19 protein-coding genes and 2 pseudogenes are annotated in these 17,821 nt (G+C 61.1%); 9 read left to right on the forward strand and 12 right to left on the reverse strand.

Annotation, left to right across the window (positions count from 1 at the left end; translation table 11 throughout):
* The first annotated feature begins 164 nt into the window (after positions 1-164).
* Entirely contained in the window at positions 165-644 is a 480-nt protein-coding gene (locus AC2CGW_RS24030) for an acyl-CoA thioesterase (protein ID WP_054892983.1), read from the forward strand.
* Here AC2CGW_RS24030 and pdxY read toward each other — a convergent pair.
* Positions 623-1,510 (reverse strand): pyridoxal kinase PdxY, encoded by an 888-nt coding sequence (gene pdxY / locus AC2CGW_RS24035; RefSeq protein WP_186721154.1) that lies wholly within the window; start codon positions 1,508-1,510, stop codon positions 623-625. The two genes, AC2CGW_RS24030 and pdxY, sit on opposite strands and share 22 nt — an antisense overlap.
* Positions 1,511-1,630: 120 nt before the next feature.
* Between pdxY and AC2CGW_RS24040 the strand changes: the two genes are divergently transcribed.
* Positions 1,631-2,023, forward strand: a complete 393-nt coding sequence (locus AC2CGW_RS24040) for a DUF3301 domain-containing protein (protein ID WP_054892985.1) — start codon at positions 1,631-1,633, stop codon at positions 2,021-2,023.
* Here the strand turns inward: AC2CGW_RS24040 and AC2CGW_RS24045 are convergent, their stop codons facing one another.
* The 3 genes from AC2CGW_RS24045 to zigA form a co-directional block, all read right to left on the reverse strand.
* Positions 2,024-2,998 carry a CobW family GTP-binding protein gene (locus AC2CGW_RS24045; protein WP_484574712.1) on the reverse strand — a complete coding sequence of 325 codons (975 nt, stop codon included), beginning with the start codon at positions 2,996-2,998 and terminating at the stop codon, positions 2,024-2,026. It lies immediately after the preceding gene.
* 84 nt (positions 2,999-3,082) lie between these two features.
* On the reverse strand, positions 3,083-3,715 hold the full coding sequence (locus AC2CGW_RS24050) for a DUF1826 domain-containing protein (RefSeq protein ID WP_186670152.1): 633 nt from the start codon (positions 3,713-3,715) through the stop codon (positions 3,083-3,085).
* Positions 3,712-4,920, reverse strand: coding sequence for a zinc metallochaperone GTPase ZigA (gene zigA / locus AC2CGW_RS24055; RefSeq protein WP_186721148.1), 1,209 nt, complete (start codon positions 4,918-4,920; stop codon positions 3,712-3,714). Before zigA ends, AC2CGW_RS24050 begins: the two co-directional genes overlap by 4 nt.
* Positions 4,921-5,033: 113 nt before the next feature.
* On the opposite strand from zigA, the gene AC2CGW_RS24060 reads away from it, so the two are divergent.
* Together AC2CGW_RS24060 and folE2 are read left to right on the forward strand one after the other, a co-directional pair.
* A complete protein-coding gene (locus tag AC2CGW_RS24060) occupies positions 5,034-5,417 on the forward strand; it encodes a hypothetical protein (protein WP_063541878.1) in 384 nt (127 codons plus the stop codon).
* A gap of 25 nt (positions 5,418-5,442) precedes the next feature.
* Positions 5,443-6,330: a GTP cyclohydrolase FolE2 gene (folE2, locus tag AC2CGW_RS24065; RefSeq protein WP_484574713.1), complete on the forward strand. Its 888-nt coding sequence runs from the start codon at positions 5,443-5,445 to the stop codon at positions 6,328-6,330.
* Between the two features lie 8 nt (positions 6,331-6,338).
* Here folE2 and AC2CGW_RS24070 read toward each other — a convergent pair whose 3' ends face one another.
* Positions 6,339-6,869, reverse strand: coding sequence for a DUF3617 domain-containing protein (locus tag AC2CGW_RS24070; protein ID WP_054892991.1), 531 nt, complete (start codon positions 6,867-6,869; stop codon positions 6,339-6,341).
* A gap of 130 nt (positions 6,870-6,999) precedes the next feature.
* Here AC2CGW_RS24070 and cls point away from each other — a divergent pair, with 130 nt between their 5' ends.
* The gene (gene cls / locus AC2CGW_RS24075) at positions 7,000-8,439 is read left to right on the forward strand and encodes a cardiolipin synthase (protein WP_484574721.1); all 1,440 of its coding nucleotides are present in this window, start codon (positions 7,000-7,002) and stop codon (positions 8,437-8,439) included.
* A 40-nt stretch (positions 8,440-8,479) separates the two neighbouring features.
* On the opposite strand, the gene cfaB is transcribed toward cls, so the two are convergent.
* Complete coding sequence (gene cfaB / locus AC2CGW_RS24080; RefSeq protein WP_484574714.1) at positions 8,480-9,664, reverse strand: C17 cyclopropane fatty acid synthase CfaB; 1,185 nt, start codon at positions 9,662-9,664, stop codon at positions 8,480-8,482.
* 204 nt (positions 9,665-9,868) lie between these two features.
* Here cfaB and lpdA point away from each other — a divergent pair, with 204 nt between their 5' ends.
* Positions 9,869-11,269, forward strand: a complete 1,401-nt coding sequence (gene lpdA, locus AC2CGW_RS24085; protein ID WP_186721146.1) for a dihydrolipoyl dehydrogenase — start codon at positions 9,869-9,871, stop codon at positions 11,267-11,269.
* Between the two features lie 56 nt (positions 11,270-11,325).
* Here the strand turns inward: lpdA and hcnC are convergent, their stop codons facing one another.
* From hcnC to AC2CGW_RS24110, 5 genes and pseudogenes are all read right to left on the reverse strand, one after another.
* Positions 11,326-12,576, reverse strand: coding sequence for a cyanide-forming glycine dehydrogenase subunit HcnC (hcnC, locus tag AC2CGW_RS24090; protein ID WP_186709481.1), 1,251 nt, complete (start codon positions 12,574-12,576; stop codon positions 11,326-11,328).
* Between the two features lie 2 nt (positions 12,577-12,578).
* Positions 12,579-13,973: a cyanide-forming glycine dehydrogenase subunit HcnB gene (gene hcnB / locus AC2CGW_RS24095; protein ID WP_484574715.1), complete on the reverse strand. Its 1,395-nt coding sequence runs from the start codon at positions 13,971-13,973 to the stop codon at positions 12,579-12,581.
* On the reverse strand, positions 13,970-14,284 hold the full coding sequence (gene hcnA, locus AC2CGW_RS24100) for a cyanide-forming glycine dehydrogenase subunit HcnA (protein WP_484574716.1): 315 nt from the start codon (positions 14,282-14,284) through the stop codon (positions 13,970-13,972). The genes hcnB and hcnA overlap by 4 nt, the downstream gene beginning before the upstream one ends.
* A 91-nt stretch (positions 14,285-14,375) precedes the next feature.
* Entirely contained in the window at positions 14,376-14,618 is a 243-nt protein-coding gene (locus AC2CGW_RS24105) for a DUF417 family protein (protein WP_484574717.1), read from the reverse strand.
* A gap of 78 nt (positions 14,619-14,696) precedes the next feature.
* Positions 14,697-15,419 (reverse strand): annotated as a pseudogene (locus AC2CGW_RS24110) (HNH endonuclease); the annotation flags it as partial.
* 491 nt (positions 15,420-15,910) lie between these two features.
* Between AC2CGW_RS24110 and AC2CGW_RS24115 the strand changes: the two are divergent.
* The 3 genes and pseudogenes from AC2CGW_RS24115 to AC2CGW_RS24125 all read left to right on the forward strand — a co-directional run.
* The gene (locus tag AC2CGW_RS24115) at positions 15,911-16,090 is read left to right on the forward strand and encodes a hypothetical protein (RefSeq protein WP_484574718.1); all 180 of its coding nucleotides are present in this window, start codon (positions 15,911-15,913) and stop codon (positions 16,088-16,090) included.
* Between the two features lie 240 nt (positions 16,091-16,330).
* Positions 16,331-16,786: a hypothetical protein gene (locus AC2CGW_RS24120; protein WP_484574719.1), complete on the forward strand. Its 456-nt coding sequence runs from the start codon at positions 16,331-16,333 to the stop codon at positions 16,784-16,786.
* Positions 16,671-16,967, forward strand: a pseudogene (locus AC2CGW_RS24125) (tyrosine-type recombinase/integrase); the annotation flags it as partial. The gene AC2CGW_RS24120 and the pseudogene AC2CGW_RS24125, both read left to right, overlap by 116 nt.
* A 112-nt stretch (positions 16,968-17,079) precedes the next feature.
* Here AC2CGW_RS24125 and AC2CGW_RS24130 read toward each other — a convergent pair.
* Positions 17,080-17,821 (reverse strand): IS3 family transposase (locus tag AC2CGW_RS24130; RefSeq protein WP_484574720.1); only part of this gene is annotated, 742 nt, incomplete at its 5' end.

The following is a 17,821-nucleotide window of genomic DNA, read 5'->3' on the forward strand; positions in this document are numbered from 1 at the left end:
ATGTAGAAACAGATCGGCAAAAGTGCGCGGGGTAATGGCATGATCGGCGTGACGACGGACCGTCGAGCGACGTCCGTTTCCAGGATGGGAAACCTCAACAGAGGGGAACAGAAGTGTCTGCAGATACCCGCCCCGTTTCAGCGCAACCTCACCGTGAGCACACTATGGAACCTGGAAACGCCCAGCTGAGCATGACTGTCCTGATGACACCGGACATGGCCAACTTCTCGGGCAACGTACATGGCGGCACCCTGCTCAAGTACCTCGACGAAGTGGCTTATGCCTGCGCCAGCCGCTATGCCGGCACCTACGTCGTGACCCTGTCGGTGGATCAGGTGATCTTCCGCGAGCCGGTGCATGTCGGCGAACTGGTGACCTTCCTCGCCTCGGTCAACTACACCGGCAACACCTCCATGGAAGTGGGCATCAAGGTGGTGACCGAGAACATTCGCGAGCGCTCCGTTCGCCACTCCAACAGCTGCTTCTTCACCATGGTCGCGGTCGACGACAATCGCCGTCCGGTTGCGGTGCCGCCACGTCAGCCACAGAACAGCGAAGAGAAGCGCCGTTTCCTGCAAGGCCAGCAGCGCCGCCAGATCCGCCAGGAGCTGGAGAAGCGCTATCAGGACCTGAAGACCGAGTGATCTAGGCTCTGTGCCTCGAAGCGCACCCGCGGATGGGCGATACGGTCCTGCGCCCGCACCAGCTGCAACTCGTAGCTGGCGCAGGCCTGGGTTTCCAGCAGCACTTCGTGCACCGCCGCCGCGGTGAACTCGAAGGCCCGCAGCCACGAATCCCCCAGCAGTACCCGCGCCAGGAACAGCCCCGAGGTCAGGTCACCGACCCCCACTGGCTGGCGCGGAAACGCCAGCAGCGGACGGCGCAGGTGCCAGTTCTGTTCGCGGGTCACCAACAGCATCTCGAAAGCATCCTCGCCGCGCCCCGGGTACGCCAGGTGCTTGACCAGCACCACCTGCGGCCCGTGCTCCAGCAGGCTGCGCGCCATGACCACGCAATCCTCCAGCGACTGCGCATGCCGACCACAGAAACTGTCGAGCTCAAGCTGGTTGGGGCAGAGGATGTCGGCCACCGACGCCGCCTCCTTGAGCAGGAAGTCGCTGACCTCCTGGGGCACGATGCAGCCCTTCTCGGCATGGCCCATCACGGGGTCGCACAGGTACAACGCTCGCGGGTTGACCGCCTTGATCCGCTCGACGCCGGCCAGGATCGACCGCCCCTGTTCGGCACTGCCCAGGTAGCCCGACAGCACTGCATCGCAGTGGCCCAGCTCGCCGATATTGGAAATGCCTTCCACCAACGCAGGAATTTGCGCCGGAGCAAGCACTTCGCCAGCCCACTGGCCATACTGAGTGTGATTGGAGAACTGCACGGTGTTGAGCGGCCAGACATTGACGCCGATGCGCTGCATGGGAAACACCGCGGCGCTGTTTCCGGCATGGCCAAAGACCACATGGGACTGGATCGCGAGCAAGTGCGGTGTACGTTTCATGCAGGAGATTTCCGAAGCTGTGTGGATAACTGAAAGTCGAGCAGTATGAACCCGAAAGCCACCTGTACGACAGGCCAGGGACGCAGTTAAGCTGAAGCCACCTGTCTGGAGCATATGCAAATGTTGACCCTGGAGAACCTGTTCGTCCTGATGCTGTTGGCGACGGCTGGCGCCTGGCTGTGGCACAACCATGGCTTGCGTGAGAAGGCGCTGGAACGGGTCAAGCAGCATTGCGCGAAACTCGACCTGGAGCTGCTCGACGACGCCGTGGCCCTCAAGCGTATCGCCTTCGTGCGCGATGCCAATGGCCGCAAGCGCCTGGCACGGGTCTATGCCTTCGAGTTCACCGTCACCGGTGAACAGCGTCACCCCGGCACCGTGACCCAGTTCGGTGCCCATACCGTACAGATCGAACTGGCGCCCTACCCGTTCGAGATAAAGACCCCGCCGCGCACCGACAACGTCATCGAAATGCAGCAATGGCGCCAGGAGCACAACCGCTGGCGCAACTGATCAGCCGTTTACGCGGCAGTGCTCGATGGCGGCCTGAAGGGGCTGCAACGGCTGAGGCTGATCGAAGATCAGCTCGATGCGCGAGTCCCTGCGCCATTCGCTCGAACGCCACTCAGGCACACCGCCCTCCAGGCCGTTGAAAGATTGCCAACCCCGAGCGCTGTGGATAACCCCTTTGGCCCGCCGCCACGCCCATTGCGCGAGCACGCCACGCAATGCAGCCTCATGGAAGCGCTGGCTCGGGTGCCAGCGCCAGCCAACACTCCACCCGCCCTCACCTTGCTGCGCCTGGCAGATGGGCTCGCGCGGATCTGTCCACAGGGTAGCCAAGCTGACTGGAGTCTTGTCCACAGGCAGGCTGGAAAGACTCGCCGGGGGGAAAACCTCTGTGGGCAGAATGGGCAGCTTGTCCAGGGCGAGAACAGCATGATCCGTCCAGACCGCCCTGCTTCCGCCAAATTGCGCAGTTATCAACAGCCGCTGAGCGTCATCCACAGCCCCTGACTTGTTGAAAATCAACAACCCCGCCTGCGCCACTGCCTGCTGTTGCGCGTCGGGCAGCGGTTCTCCCCGCGCCAACGCCACAGCATCCAGCACCATCAGCAGTGGCTGTACATCCAGCACACCGATCCAGGGTGCTTGCTTCAACTGCTCCAGCAATTGCACGGGATGACCGAGGCCGGAGGGCTCGATGAACAGCCGGTCGGGCCTGGCCTTGCGCAGCAGACGCCCCAGGCCGACCTGAAACGGCGCCCCGTTGATACAACACAGGCAACCGCCCGCGACTTCACCGATGGCGACGCCGTCCTCGTCTGTGCTGAGCAGGGCAGCGTCGAGGCCGATCTGGCCGAACTCATTGACCAGCACCGCCCAGCGCTGGTTTTCCGGGCGCTGGCCGAGCAGGTGGCGAATCAGGCTGGTCTTGCCTGCGCCCAGTGGGCCGGCGATGACGTAGGTGGGAATGTGCTGCAACATGGTTCGAAGTCTAGGTGGACGTGAAGCCAGTCTATCTTGGATGCAGGTATCTTGCCTTTGCTGGTCTCTTCGCGGGCAAAACCCTCACCCCAACCAATCAAGGCTCAACAACAAACGTTTCTCACCGCGCGGCGTCGGCGGCGAGCGGTGCACCAGGCCCGCGCCCTCATTACCCAGCCACTTCTCCCCCTTGAGCAAGGCCACATCGCCCACCTGCAAGCGCCGAATGTTATCCACAGGTGCTTCCGCCAGTTGCAAGCGATTGCGGTCAATGTCGCGTTCTTCCAGCCACTCACTGCCGGCGCCCACATAGGTGGTCAGCAGCCGCAGCGGGACATGATCCACATGAAAGCGCGGACACATCGCCCCGTCGAGCACCTTCAGCCGCAAGCCCACGCGGCGAGCGCCCAGCAGGCAGGTATAGGCCGCCACCAGCCACGACACGTCAGCCACGAAGCCTTCGTAACCGTGCAGGTCCGCCGCCTCGGGCAGCAAGCGATGCAACACCGGTGCCTCCCGCTCATCCACCTCCATCACACGCTCATCCGACATCGACTGGCCAAGGTTGACCACCAGGGCCGCGAAGTCCTCGACCTGTGCCGGCAAGCGTCGCTGCCACACGGCCAGGTTGACGCCATCCTGAAGGATTTCGGTCATCACCTGCGGCGACTCACCGAACGCCTGGCGGATATCCACAAGCCGCGATGCCACCCTCATGCTGCCGCCTCTTCATACCAGGGGCCGAACGGGTCCGCCAGGCGCAACCAGGCCATCGGCCCTAGTTCCATCTCCTCATCCGTCAGCAAGCACGCTTCAAGCTCTGTGGATAACCGTGCGAAGTCGATGTTCTGACCGATGAACACCAGCTCCTGGCGGCAGTCGCCAGTCTCGACCGTCCACTGCTTGAGGATCGCTTCGAGGTTCTCTTCATCTTGCGGCCACTGCTCACGCGGCACAAAACGCCACCAGCGACCCGCCAAACCATGGCGCATCATGCCGCCTGCCTGCGACCAGCTGCCGGCTTCCTGGTACTTGCTGGCCAACCAGAAAAAGCCTTTCGAACGCAGCAGCCGGCCATTGCTCCAGCTGTTGTGGATAAAGTCGAAAAAGCGCTGTGGATGAAACGGCCTGCGCGCCTGCCAGGTGGTCGAGGCGATTCCGTACTCTTCGGTTTCCGGCACATGCTCGCCGCGCAGTTCCTGCAACCAGCCCGGCGCCTGGGACGCTTGCTCGAAGTCGAACAGCCCGGTATTCAGAATACGCTCCAGCGGCACCTGGCCCATCACCATCGGCACAATCTGGGCGCGAGCGTTGAGGCTGCGCAGGATTGCGCTCAGTTCCTCGCGTTCGTGCTGGCTGATCAGGTCGATCTTGCTCAGCAGCAACACGTCAGCGAACTCGATCTGCTCGATCAGCAAGTCGCTGATCGAGCGTTCGTCCTGCTCCCCCAGTGTTTCGCCACGACTGGCCAGGCTATCTGCCGCCTGGTAATCCCGCAGGAAGTTGAGGCCGTCCACCACAGTGACCATGGTATCCAGGCGCGCCATATCGGAGAGGCTACGGCCCTGTTCGTCACGGAAGGTGAAGGTCTCGGCCACCGGCAACGGTTCGGAAATGCCGGTGGATTCGATCAACAGGTAATCGAAGCGGCCTTCGTCGGCGAGCCGTGCCACTTCCTCGAGCAGGTCTTCGCGCAGGGTGCAGCAGATACAGCCATTGCTCATCTCGACGAGCTTTTCTTCGGCGCGATTGAGGCTCACATTACGCTGTACCTCGCTGGCATCGATGTTGATTTCACTCATGTCGTTGACGATCACCGCAACCCGCAGGTTTTCACGGTTGCGCAGGACATGGTTGAGCAGCGTGCTCTTGCCGGCCCCGAGGAAGCCGGACAGCACGGTGACGGGAAGGCGGTTGGTCATGGTGAACCTCATCGGGCAAAGCGCATTCGAAACGATGCATTGCACAACGTTATAATATAACAATACAATTTCGCCAAGCCGCGTCTGTCGAACGGCTGCCCGAGAGGATGGACATGAAGCACTCGAACCTCGCCCTATTGCTGCTGGCACTTGCCGTGCCCATCCCGCTCTACGCTGCGATCCCACAGCCCGGCCTGGCGCTGTGCACCCGCAGCGCCACGCTGTTGGCCTGCGAAGACGGCAAAGGCAGTTACTACAGTGTGCGAACCGAAGGCCGAGACTTTCATCTGCGCGGGTATGACAGCAACAGTCGACGACTCTGGGCGCAGACCAACAGCCGCTATGGACAGATGACCTTTTTCACCGGCCTGGCCAGCGACGGCGAAGCCTGGGTGGGCTACAGCCGGCGCGTCGGCTGGACCACCCTGAACCGCGTATCCAGCTCAAGCGGCCAACGTTTCAACCTGCACTGCAGCTTGATCGGAGGTTGCCGCTGAAGCCCCTTTTTCATGGACTCTATCGATGACCAGCCTGACGCTTCCCGACATCGCCGCGCAAACCAGCCACAAGCTCCAACCCCTGGACTGGGTCGGGATGCGCGGTATCGCCCTGCCTGTGCAATTGAATGGGCATCGCCTCAGCGCCTGGGCTGACGCCGGCGTGAGCCTGGATGATGGCGAATCGCGCGGTATCCATATGTCGCGCCTGTACCTCGCCCTGGAAGCACTGGAGCACACCGAGCTGACCCCCTTGGCACTGCGCCAGCTCCTGGCTCGCTTTCTCGACAGCCACGAAGGGCTTTCGTCCAGCGCCTACCTGCGATTGAAGTTCGACTATCTGCTGAAACGTCCTGCGCTCGTGAGCCCACTGGAAGGCTGGAAACGCTACCCGATCATCCTTGACGCACGCATCGAGAATGAGATGTTCCACGTGGAACAACAAGTGGAAATCCCCTATTCGTCGACCTGCCCATGCTCCGCTGCGCTGGCCCGCCAGCTGATTCAACAGCAATTCCTCAAGGATTTCACCAACCAGACACTCGACCCACAGGCCATTCTGCAATGGCTTGGCAGCAGCGCAGGTATCGTCGCGACGCCCCACAGTCAGCGCAGTCAGGCCATCGTCAAGGTGCGCCTGCAGCACAACCTGCAGACGCTACCGCTCGACGCGCTGATCGATACCGTGGAAAGCGCATTGGGCACAGCAGTGCAGACGGCCGTGAAAAGAGCCGACGAACAGGCGTTCGCCTTGGCCAATGGTCAGAACCTGATGTTCTGCGAAGATGCTGCACGTCGCCTGCACCGAGCGTTGCGCGAACTGGAATGGGCCACCGGCTTCGACCTCCGCGTGGAACATGCAGAAAGCCTGCATGCCCACGACGCAGTGGCTGCCAGCCAATGGCAATGGTGAGGCGCTAGCTAGCTGCGCGGACGTACGTTTCCGCAGTCATTACCCAGCCACACCGCCCGGGTGTTCATGCTGCCCTGCTGCTGAACACCCGAGGCATTGAAGGTGCCGCTGACCTGGGTGGTGAATTCGCGATCACTGAGGAAGGTTGCCTGACCGGTGCCTTGGGCCTTGGGGCAACTGAACTGGAACTTCCAGACATTGCCTTGGCGGTCGGTGATCTTCTGCGTGCAACCTGACTGCGGATCCTGCAGCGGAATATCGTTGGTAGCGACCTGCTCTGGTGTCAGGCACGAGCGCACGCCATTGCCACCCACGGTGATGCCTTGCTTGGCCAGGGCGCCCTCCATCATGGCGCGCTGCTCCGGCGGCAGGTTCTTCAGTTGGCCGAGCATGAACGCCATGTCGGGCAGTGGCTTGCCGTCGACCTGCATGTTGCTGGTGGTCAACTCCCACAGACCGGGTTGCAGCATCTGCGCTTGCGCCAGCAGCGGGCTGCCCAGGCCCAATGCCAGGGCAATCAGTGGCAGACGAATCTTCATGGATCAGTGCTCCTCGAAATACCGGCTCCAGGCCGGACAGAGCCTTAGACGTCTTTTTCGCCCGCGGGTTGCAAGCGGCCCCGGGAACATGCTCTGTTAGGCGGCAGTGCTCTTGGAATGCAGGATGCGTATGGATTACCACAGCCCCTACTTCTTCGGTTACCTGCTCGGACTGATTCACTTCCTGGGCATCGTCGCTGCGCTGCATGCGGTGTTCACTGTGCGTACCGCTCAGGGCGCAATCGCCTGGGCAATGTCACTGTTCTTCATTCCCTACCTGACCCTGGTGCCCTATCTGGTCTTTGGCGCCCGCTCCTTCTACGCCTATATCCAGGCGCGGCGCCAGGCCAACCAGGAGATGCACTTGGCGATGGCCGACCTCAACTGGCGCCCCTGGGTGGAGGAAGCCCTGACCGCGCGGGAGTCGGAAAGCTACGCGGCACTGCGTGCCATGCCCAAGCTTGGCCGCATGCCCTGCCTGGCCAACAACCAGGTGAAATTGCTGATCGATGGCACTGCGACCTTCGACGCGATCTTCGCTGCCATCAGCGAGGCGCGGGACACTGTGCTGGTGCAGTTCTTCATCATCCACGACGATGCCATCGGCCAGGAACTGCAACAACTGCTCCTGCGCAAGGCCGCTGAAGGGGTAAGGGTTTACGTATTGTTCGATCAGGTCGGCAGCCATGCCTTGCCGGCGCGTTACAGCCAGGTGCTGCGCGAGGGTGGCGTACAGATCCAGGCCTTTTCCTCGCGCCGTGGCTGGTTCAACCGCTTCCAGGTCAACTTCCGTAACCACCGCAAGATCGTCGTGGTCGATGGCCTGCTCGGCTTCGTTGGCGGGCACAATGTCGGCGATGAGTACATGGGTGGGCATCCGAGGCTGTCGCCCTGGCGTGACACCCATGTCCAGGTCAGCGGCCCGGTGCTGGCCTGTCTGCAGGAGTCGTTCGCCGAAGACTGGTACTGGGCCACCCGTGCCTTGCCGCCGCTGATCCTGCCGGATGCCTATCCGGAGAACGGCGTGTTGTGCCAGGCCCTCGCCACTGGCCCGGCCGACCCCCAGGAAACCTGCCAACTGTTCTTCGTCGAAGCCATCCACTCGGCGACCCGGCGCATCTGGATCACCAGCCCCTATTTCATTCCCGACGAGGCAGTGTTCGCAGCCCTGCGCCTGGCGGTGCTGCGTGGCGTCGATGTGCGAATCCTGATCCCGTCGAGGCCAGACCACCGCATCGTCTATGCCGCGTCCAGTCTGTTCGCCTTCGAGGCGGTGCGGGCAGGTGTGCGGATGTTCCGTTATCAGCCAGGGTTCCTGCACCAGAAGGTGGTGCTGGTGGACGACGATGTCAGCGCCATCGGCAGTGCCAACCTCGACAACCGCTCGTTCCGTTTGAATTTCGAGATCACCTTGCTGACCATCGACCGCGCCTTTGCAGATCAGGTCGAGGCCATGCTGCTGTGCGACTTCGAGCAGTCGCGGGAGATAACCGCCGAAGACAGCCGCGACACTCATCGGCTGCAGCAGTTGGGGATGCGCATCGCGCGCCTGATTTCACCGATTCTGTAGCCAGAAAAGAAGCGGGGCCGCAAAGGCGGCCCCGTCTTGATCAACGATAGAGATCTTCTCGCGTCCACGGCAGGTCGTGGTGGCCATCCGCATACGGCTTCACTGCAAGAATCTGATGCAGGTTGATCCAGCCCTTGGTGAAGGCATAGGCGCATCCGGCCAGGTACAGCCGCCAGATCCGCAGCGTCTTCTCCGGCACCAGCGCCGCAGCGCGATGCAGCTGGTTCTCGAGGTTTTCACTCCAGTGATTGAGGGTCTTGGCGTAGTGCAGACGCAGGCTTTCCACGTCCACCACTTCCAGCCCTGCCTCACAGATACGCGCGGTAATCATCGAGATGTGCGGCAGCTCGCCGTGCGGGAATACATAACGATCGATGAAATCCCCAGCACCTCGCCCAACCGGCCGACCATCCACATGCTTGGCGGTGATGCCATGGTTCATCACCAAGCCGCCTTCACGTACGGCGCCGAACAGTCGCTGGCAGTACAGTTCGAGGTTGGCATGGCCGACGTGTTCGAACATGCCGACGCTGACCACCTTGTCGAAACGGCCATCCTGGGGCAGGTCGCGGTAGTCGAGGATCTGCAGGTCGACCTTGTCGGCCAGTCCTTCATCCTTGACCCGCTGGCGCCCCAGCGTCAATTGCTCCTTGCTCAGGGTGATGCCGAACACCTTGGCGCCATATTCGCGTGCGGCAAAACGCGCCAGGCCGCCCCAACCGCAGCCGACATCCAGCAAGTAATCGCCGGCCTGCAGCCGCAGCTTGCGACACAGATGGTCGAACTTGTCTTGCTGGGCCTGGGCGAGAGTGTTGTCCGACTCCTTGAAGTAGGCGCAGGAATAAGCCATGTCCGGATCGAGCCACAGTTGGTAGAACTCGTTGGACAGGTCGTAATGGTAGGAAATGGCTTCGGCGTCAGTTTTCTTGTCGTGCGAGGTGCGCACCGGGACTACATCTTCATCGTCTTTGAGCAAAGCCTCGCTGAGCTCGTCGCAAACGCGGATGACTTCGCCAATGTTCCCTTCGAGTTCAAGCTTGCCCTCGACAAAGGCTGTGCCCAGTTCATCCATGCTCGGGTGCGTCAGCTGACTGATCAGTTGAGGCTCCTTGACCAGGATGGTGACCTGCGGGCTAGGCCCTAGATCGAACTGGTTGCCGTCCCACAGCTTTAGACGTAAAGGCAAGTGCAGGCTCTGCAACGCAGGTGGAAGTTGCGCAAGCATGAAAGACCCCCTTTCAATTACGGACGCCGTACAAGGATTCGAGCGTCACCGGATCAGGGTAGTTCATTCGTCGGAAGTTTCCTTTTATAGCGACCATAGTCCAATGCTAACGGCCATACCGCGACCAACAGATTGTATACAATCCTCCATTCAGCGACTAACCTTGTGGCCCTCTCGCGCATCTTCTTCCCTGGAGTGAATCCCATGAAATCCTATGATGTGGTGATCATCGGTGGCGGCCCTGGCGGCTACAACGCGGCCATCCGTGCCGGTCAGCTGGGCCTGAGCGTGGCCTGCGTCGAAGGACGTTCGACCCTCGGCGGCACCTGCCTGAACGTCGGCTGCATGCCCTCCAAGGCGCTGCTGCATGCCTCCGAGTTGTACGAAGCCGCCAGCGGCAGCGAGTTCGCGCACCTGGGCATCGAGGTCAAGCCGACCCTGAACCTGGCGCAGATGATGAAACAGAAAGATGAAAGCGTGAGCGGCCTGACCAAGGGTATCGAGTACCTGTTCCGTAAGAACAAGGTCGACTGGGTCAAGGGCTGGGGCCGCCTCGACGGCGCCGGCAAGGTCATCGTCAAGGCCGAGGATGGCAGCGAAACCACGCTTCAGGCCAAAGATGTCGTGATCGCCACCGGCTCCGAGCCAACCCCTCTGCCGGGGGTGAAAATCGACAACCAACGCATCATCGACTCCACCGGCGCCTTGTCGCTGCCCCAGGTTCCCAAGCACCTGGTGGTCATCGGCGCGGGCGTGATCGGCCTTGAACTGGGTTCGGTCTGGCGTCGCCTGGGGGCCGAAGTGACCGTGATCGAATACCTCGACCGCATCTGCCCCGGCACCGACGAGGAAACCGCCAGGACCCTGCAAAAAGCCCTGGCCAAGCAGGGCATGAGCTTCAAGCTCGGCAGCAAGGTGACCCAGGCCACGCCTTCGGCGAGCAGCGTCAGCCTGACGCTTGAGCCTGCAGCTGGCGGCGATGCGCAAACCCTGGAGGCCGACTATGTACTGGTGGCCATCGGCCGCCGCCCGTACACCCAAGGCCTGAACCTGGAAAGCGTCGGCCTGCAGACCGACAAACGCGGCATGCTCGCCAATGACCACCACCGCTCCCAGGTCCCCGGCATCTGGGTGATCGGCGACGTCACCTCTGGGCCGATGCTCGCGCACAAGGCCGAAGACGAAGCGGTGTCGTGCATCGAGCGCATTGCCGGCAAGGCGCATGAGGTCAACTACAACCTGATCCCCGGCGTTATCTACACACGACCGGAACTGGCCAGCGTCGGCAAGACCGAAGAACAGCTCAAGGCCGAGGGCCGTGCCTACAAGGTCGGCAAGTTCCCCTTCACCGCCAACAGCCGCGCCAAGATCAACCATGAGACCGAAGGCTTCGCCAAGGTGCTGGCCGATGCCGAGACCGACGAGGTGCTGGGTGTGCATCTGGTCGGGCCGAGCGTCAGCGAGATGATTGGCGAGTTCTGCGTGGCCATGGAGTTCAGCGCTTCGGCCGAGGATATCGCCCTGACTTGCCACCCGCATCCGACCCGCTCCGAAGCCTTGCGCCAGGCAGCGATGAACGTGGAAGGGATGGCGATGCAGATCTGAGCACAAGGCCGCTCCTGCAGCGACTACGAAGCCTGCAGGAGCGCCCGCCCGAGCCCCTACCCCACCGCCCAGTTCTTATCCACAGCCCGCCCGAAACGCCTCGCCAGGAAAGGCGTAAGGTCCAGCGGCAGTGGCTCGCTGTGGATAACCTTGTCCAGCAGCACGCCGGTAATGGCCGAGGTGAGAATCCCGGTGCGGAAGTGTCCACAGGCGTTGAAGTAGCCGGGCACGTCATCCACAGGACCGAGAATCGGCAGTTCATCAGGCGACCCGGGCCGCAATCCTGCCCAGGTGCGCTTCAGGCTCACCTGCGCCAGTTCCGGCACACAACGCACTGCCCCCTGCACCAACCCGGCAATTTCGGGGAAGGTAGTGCTGACATCGAAGCCCTTGTCTTCCGTAGTGCTGCCAATCAGGACCTCGCCATTATCCTTTTGAGCCATGTAGCAATCACTGGTGGTCAGGCAGCCATCGAGCAGCTTGGGCAGACGTTCGGTGAGAACGATCTGGCCTTTCACCGGCTTGACCGGGATCGAAGTGCCGGTGGCCCACTCACTGAGCTCGCCCGCCCAGGCCCCCGCAGCATTGAGCAAGGTGTGGCAATGGAACCCCCCCGCCTCGGCAGTACGCACACCCTTGATCTGCGAGTTCCCATGCAGCACATCGGTGATGTTTGTGTTCAGGTACAGATCGACGCCGTTCTGCCGCGCGGCTTCCAGGTAGGCATCGCCCAGACGGAACGGGCTGACCTGGTGATCGCAGAGGAACTCCAGCGCCCCCTTGGCCTGCAGGGTCACCGCCGGCTCCCTCTCGCGCAGTGCCTGGCGATCCAGCCAGCGCACCTGGTCCGCCAGATGCGGGATCTGCGCGACGATGTGCTCGGCGTACAGTTGGTCCTCATCGTCCTGGATGATGTACTTCAATCCGGTGCGCTCGAACTTGAAGTCCATGCCATGGCGCTCGATCAGCTCCTGGTGCAGCTGTGGATAAAGTGCGTTGGATTGCAGTGCCAGGTCGAAAAAGCACTGCGGCAGGATATGCGGCGTGCTCGAATCCACTGCCACTGCTGCGCCATGGGCCTCGCGTTTGCTGCGCGAGGACATCATGCGAAAGAAGATCACTCCGCACCCAAGGCCCACGGACTCGCCGATGGCCCACAGGCCGCCCGCCGATGCACGTGTCGCATTACCTGGACGCTTGCTGTCGATCAGGGCGATTTTCAGCCCCTTGCGCTTGGACAACTGATAGGCACACGAAGCGCCGATCACCCCGCCACCGGCGATGACGATGTCATAGGTCTTGTTCATGCTCAGGCCTCCGTGGCCAGGTGCTGGAATGCAGAAAATGGGATGGGATCGATCGGGAAACGCGGCCGCAGCCAGCCGACATCCGCTCGCCCGGTGCTGGCGCGCAGGCGATCGCTGCAGTAGCCCACACACATGCGCCCCTGGCAGTCGCCCATGCTCACCCGGGTGCGCATCTTCAGGCTGGCCATGTCCTGCACGCCTTGCTCGAGCGCCAGGTCGATATCGCTGCGGGTGACGTGCTCGCAGCGGCAGATCACTGTGTCGGCCTGCGGCAGCTCGATCTGCGCTGCGCCACGTTGGGTATAGCGCTCGACACCCGCTCTGAAGCGCGTGATCGCAGCCAGCTTGCCCAGGTATCGCTCGCGCCGCTCGATGGCCTGGTTAGCGTCGAGCACTCCACGCTGCTGCAGGATCGACACCGCAGCGATGCGCCCGGTCAGCATCGCTGCCTCGCCACCACGGATACCACCCATGTCGCCGGCCAGGTGGATATGCGCCTGGCTGCTCTGCTGCCAGACATTGCATACCGCGCGCAGGTAGCCGTCGTCGCTGAACCCATGCGTTAGCCCCAACTGCTGGCTGAGCTGGGTGCGCGGGATGAAGCCATAGCCGACTGCCAAGGTGTCCACCGGCTCGCTCCGCACGCGGCTCATGTCGGCTTTCCAATCCTGGCCATAGGGCGCAAGGCTGACTTCGCGCAGTTCACCTTCACCACTGGCGCTGACCAAGCCCCAGCCATAGTGCATCGCAATGCCGTTGAGCTTCATGTACGCCAGCATGCTGAGGCCGTCGAGAAACAGCTGCGGTTTATTCAGCAGCGCCAGGCTTTCCTTGGCGATACGGTTGAAGGCGCAGGCCTCATAGACTCCGGCAACCTTGGCGCCAGCCGCATGCAGTTGGCAGGCCACCAGCGGCAGCAGTGGACCGGTCCCTGCGATCAAAGTGCTGCCCAGTGGCTTGACCGCACCGCTCTTGATCTGCAACTGCAGCCCGCCCAACAGCATCACTCCAGGCAGCGTCCAGCCGGGGAACGGCACATTGCGCTCATGGCAGCCGGCCGACAGCAGCAGATGGGAATAGTCGATCTCGTGCAGTTGCTCGTCGGCATCGAGCACCATAAGGCGCTCGGTATCACCGCCAACCACACGATGGTTGAGGCGCAGGTCGATGTGCTCGGCATTGGCGGCGAAATCCTCGTGCAATGTCTGTAGCGCCTTGCTGTAGCGCGCCCCCAGGTAACCCAGGTCGACACCGGCGCGCAGCGGCCCGCGATAGACCACGCCACCCGGACGCGACGCTTCATCGAACAGCAGGCAATCGACACCCTGCTCGGCCAGTTCGATGGCCGCCGCCATGCCGGCCGAGCCACCGCCGACGATCACTGGACGCAAGCTCATGACTGCGCCCCCTCGACAACGCGGTTGACCTCGGTCTCTACCCGCATTCCATGGCGGACTACCGTCTGACAGGCACGGCGCTTGGGCCGTCCGTCGATCGCCACCAGACAGCAATGGCACACGCCCATGCCGCAGAAGGCGCCAGCTGGCTGGCCATGATCGTTCTGCGCCAGACGGCGCAGGCCAACGGCGTTGAGTACGCTGAGTACCGTCTCGCCTTCGGCGGCCTGCACCGCCTGGCCATTGAGTTGAAGGGTGATTTCAGCCGCCTTGAGCGGCTGTATGTCGAGCACGCGTTCCAGTGTTTGCATGAGCTTCGTCCTTGTTGAAAAAACAACCGACGATACGACAAAGCTCTGTAGGGAAACATTGACACAATCCGTAGGAAATGAAGGATTTATCCTAAGAATTTGTGAGCCTATTTCTCGCGGCGACTTGGTACAAAACCTGGCGGGCCGAATCGGCGACCATCACTACAACTCCCGACAGCATCAGCACATCCTTGAGCACCAGGCGCCCGGCCCCCGACAGGTAGGGAAACCCGAACCGCGCATCGCCCAGGTTCGCCACCCAGGCCTCGGGCGTGGTCACCAGGAACGACAAGGTCACCACGGGTGTCAGGCAGGTCAGGACCGAGCCCAGCATTGAACCAAGCTAACAACTGAGCGCTGTCGTCAGGAGCAAGGTGTGGCATGAGCCATGTAAGCAGCAGCTCAGGGGCTGGAAAAGCAGGCGCTTGGATCGATCACCTAAAGACTGCCCTAGCATGATCAGCGCGGGGATATCTGCCACGCCCACTACGGCCAGCGCAGGAACATCACCATAGGATCCTCCGCGGCGCTTTAGCTGCTGCTCTAACTCGTGCTGAATATTGTCCTGAATACTCTGCCAATAGTGGGCATCCCTGCCACGATGGCTCGGGGCCGGAAAAGTGATCTTGATGGGATGATCGAATGCAGTCAGTCCCTCTGAGGACATCGCCACCAACAGATCACGAACGGGTATGTCGTTGTTCGTCGCGAAATGCTGGCTTTGGACAATTACTGGAATCGCTCTTCCACCGTCAGGAGTTGTTGCCGCCAGCCGGACTCGTTCCAGGTAAGCTTGGTGCAGGCCGCTCAGATCGCTTTCCGGATATCCATCAGCATCCCGATCGATTTTGTCATGGCAGCCAGGGCAGAGGAGCATGAGATTGGCTGGGTCGTTCGTAAGCGACGCAGCCTTGCCCTCGTCATGGTCAGACCGACCCCGTGGCCCCTTTGGACTAGCTGGCAGGATGTGGGCTACCTCGCCCCAATTCATGGGCTTACCTGCACGGTAGTCGTACATGAGGTCGGTACCGCACAACTCACAATGGCCTGCAGCCTGAGTCCACACGACACGCTTCGTCACGTCGTCGGTGTTGTAGCGACCGGTGGCAACATTGGCTTTTTCTTGTTTTCCCACGAGGCCTCCTTGAGACATCAGGAACACTGATGCGTAATGGCTCTTTGAAATCAGATAGGGGCGCTAAGTCGGAATTCAAGGCCGGGGAAGCGAAGAGGCTAAAATATATCTTCGACGCCACCCAGCCGTTGGTTGCGAGCTGCTACCGCACGCGCATGAGTCGCCATCTCCAAGATTTCGCTCGGTTCAGCAACTAGTGTCTGGACAGATGCCGTGATGACCGAGGAAGTGAGTCCACCCTCTGCCGTAGATACCTGCAAGCCTCACCGGCGGTATTTGGCCGCTAGCTGCCCCAGGAGGCGCCGGCCCGAAGCCCGGCGCCAACGAGGGAACATGGTTAAACCTCTGTCTGCTCCGCCATCTCCAGAGCCTCGTCGACCTCGATACCCAGATACCTAACAGTGCTCTCCAGCTTCGTATGGCCGAGCAGCAACTGCACTGCTCTTAGGTTCTTCGTTCTGCAATAGATCACCGCGCAGAATTCCAACTATGTGGGCTATCCCAACGGCAACAAGGACGCCACCGCCCTGATCGACACCCCTCTGCGCGACAACCCGGCGCTCTACCCGTCCAAAGAGATCATGAGCTCCCTCTATCCGCTGGAAACCCTGCCCCTGCGGCTTGAACGCGTGCGTACGCGCAGCTGGACCAAGATCAAGACCGGCACCTGATCGGCCTGGAGTCAAAGCAAAAGAGGTCGATTTCTGCTGGTTGTTGCCGGCAGGAATCGGCCAGAAGCGGTCATCGCATATCGACAAATTCGGAGGCTATTCATTCATCTATTCAACTGAACGTAGAGCGCTGACGCCGCCCGAAGGCACTTCAATGATGCTGTAGAGCGGTTGCACATCTGAACGATTACAATCTTGCGCTCTCGCCACTTCTGAAAATGAATTCCAATGACACTAACAATGCCTGAGTGGACTGCGATTATTGCGGCCGGCGGCGTAGCAACCCAGTTCTTGATTGCCCATCTCTCTCGACGACAGATTACGAAGCAGCTTGATCTCCAACACTTGGTATCCCATCGCGCAACGGCGACTTTCGTTGCGGATAAGCGCCAGAAGTGGATTGATGAGCTGCGTATGGACATGGCTTTCCACCTAGCCTTGTCGCAGGAGATCGTCTGGAAGTGGGATGGTATGCGCTCCCGCACGGCACTCCGAGTTCAGGAGGAGGCTTTAGATGTCGCAGGGAAGGTCGATATGACAAAGGCCGGCAAGATTTGGCAGGACGCTGCTGACGCCTTAGGCCCAACTCCGCAGCGAGGATTGCCTGTTTCCGAGCCGGTTGCGAGGCTCAGATCATCTCTCCACCAGGCAATACGCTCGAATCGTCAAAGCCTGGGTGACAGCCATTGGCCTTGATCCTGTCATGTACGGCACCCACACGCTGCGGCGTACGAAGGCATCCCTGATCTACCGCAGGACGAAGAACCTGAGGGCAGTCCAACTCCTGCTCGGCCATACGAAGCTTGAAAGCACCGTCCGATACCTGGGGATTGAGGTCGATGACGCCTTGGAAATGGCGGAACAGACCGAGGTCTGACCATGCATAGCGACGGTCGAGGCAGGCCGTCGCTATCCGGCCAGAAGCAGCCAGCTCCACAATCTGCTATAGAGCACTCCAAGTAAGAAAAAACTGAATCGCCCCTGGTCTTCTAGACACTCTCCAAGCTCAGAAAATAGCGTTTCTCATACTCTACTGGAGACAGCTGCATAGCACCGCTGTGTCGACGCTTGGGGTTATAGAACATCTCGATGTAATCGAAAATATCACTTCGGGCTTCGTCACGCGTTGCGTAGATCTTTCGTCGGATTCGTTCCCGCTTCAAAAGCTGGAAAAAGCTCTCGGCTACAGCATTGTCGTGACAGTTTCCCCGTCGACTCATGCTGCTGATCACATTGTTGGCCTTCAGGAAGCTTTGCCAGTCTGAGCTACTGAACTGACTGCCTTGGTCTGAGTGAATCATCACTTGCTGCTGTGGCTTGCGTCGCCACACGGCCATCAGCATGGCGTCGATGGCCAGGTCGCTGCTCATTCTGGGCTTCATTGACCAACCAATGACTTGGCGAGAGAACAGATCAAGCACTACCGCCAGGTACAGCCACCCTTCATAGGTACGGATGTAGGTGATATCGGTCACCCAGACCTTATTCGGCTCACTGACCTTGAACTGCCGGGCAAGGTGGTTGGGCGAGGCCACAGTTGGTTTTCCGCCATAAAACCCAGGACGACGGCGATAGCCCGTTTGCGAACGCAACCCCTCTGCCTGCATCAGACGACCGACTCTATTCCGCCCGCATTCCTCTCCCAGCTCACGCAGGTCGTGGGCCCAGCAGCCAATCCTGGATGTGGGTACAAACCGGCGGCCCACCTGATCGCCCGGTGATCCTTTTCGA

The organism is Pseudomonas sp. SYWMCR5 (assembly GCF_057197165.1).

Excerpts from the sequence above, each read along its gene's own strand:
- cfaB (WP_484574714.1), bottom strand. The coding sequence starts at position 9,664 with ATGCTTGCGCAACTTCCACCTGCGTTGCAGAGCCTGCACTTGCCTTTA.
- AC2CGW_RS24045 (WP_484574712.1), bottom strand. The coding sequence starts at position 2,998 with ATGTTGCAGCACATTCCCACCTACGTCATCGCCGGCCCACTGGGCGCA.
- AC2CGW_RS24105 (WP_484574717.1), bottom strand. The coding sequence starts at position 14,618 with ATGCTGGGCTCGGTCCTGACCTGCCTGACACCCGTGGTGACCTTGTCG.
- AC2CGW_RS24120 (WP_484574719.1), top strand. The coding sequence starts at position 16,331 with ATGCCTGAGTGGACTGCGATTATTGCGGCCGGCGGCGTAGCAACCCAG.
- pdxY (WP_186721154.1), bottom strand. The coding sequence starts at position 1,510 with ATGAAACGTACACCGCACTTGCTCGCGATCCAGTCCCATGTGGTCTTT.
- AC2CGW_RS24050 (WP_186670152.1), bottom strand. The coding sequence starts at position 3,715 with ATGAGGGTGGCATCGCGGCTTGTGGATATCCGCCAGGCGTTCGGTGAG.
- AC2CGW_RS24030 (WP_054892983.1), top strand. The coding sequence starts at position 165 with ATGGAACCTGGAAACGCCCAGCTGAGCATGACTGTCCTGATGACACCG.
- hcnA (WP_484574716.1), bottom strand. The coding sequence starts at position 14,284 with ATGCAAACACTGGAACGCGTGCTCGACATACAGCCGCTCAAGGCGGCT.
- hcnB (WP_484574715.1), bottom strand. The coding sequence starts at position 13,973 with ATGAGCTTGCGTCCAGTGATCGTCGGCGGTGGCTCGGCCGGCATGGCG.
- folE2 (WP_484574713.1), top strand. The coding sequence starts at position 5,443 with ATGACCAGCCTGACGCTTCCCGACATCGCCGCGCAAACCAGCCACAAG.
- AC2CGW_RS24040 (WP_054892985.1), top strand. The coding sequence starts at position 1,631 with ATGTTGACCCTGGAGAACCTGTTCGTCCTGATGCTGTTGGCGACGGCT.
- lpdA (WP_186721146.1), top strand. The coding sequence starts at position 9,869 with ATGAAATCCTATGATGTGGTGATCATCGGTGGCGGCCCTGGCGGCTAC.
- zigA (WP_186721148.1), bottom strand. The coding sequence starts at position 4,920 with ATGACCAACCGCCTTCCCGTCACCGTGCTGTCCGGCTTCCTCGGGGCC.
- hcnC (WP_186709481.1), bottom strand. The coding sequence starts at position 12,576 with ATGAACAAGACCTATGACATCGTCATCGCCGGTGGCGGGGTGATCGGC.
- cls (WP_484574721.1), top strand. The coding sequence starts at position 7,000 with ATGGATTACCACAGCCCCTACTTCTTCGGTTACCTGCTCGGACTGATT.
- AC2CGW_RS24070 (WP_054892991.1), bottom strand. The coding sequence starts at position 6,869 with ATGAAGATTCGTCTGCCACTGATTGCCCTGGCATTGGGCCTGGGCAGC.
- AC2CGW_RS24060 (WP_063541878.1), top strand. The coding sequence starts at position 5,034 with ATGAAGCACTCGAACCTCGCCCTATTGCTGCTGGCACTTGCCGTGCCC.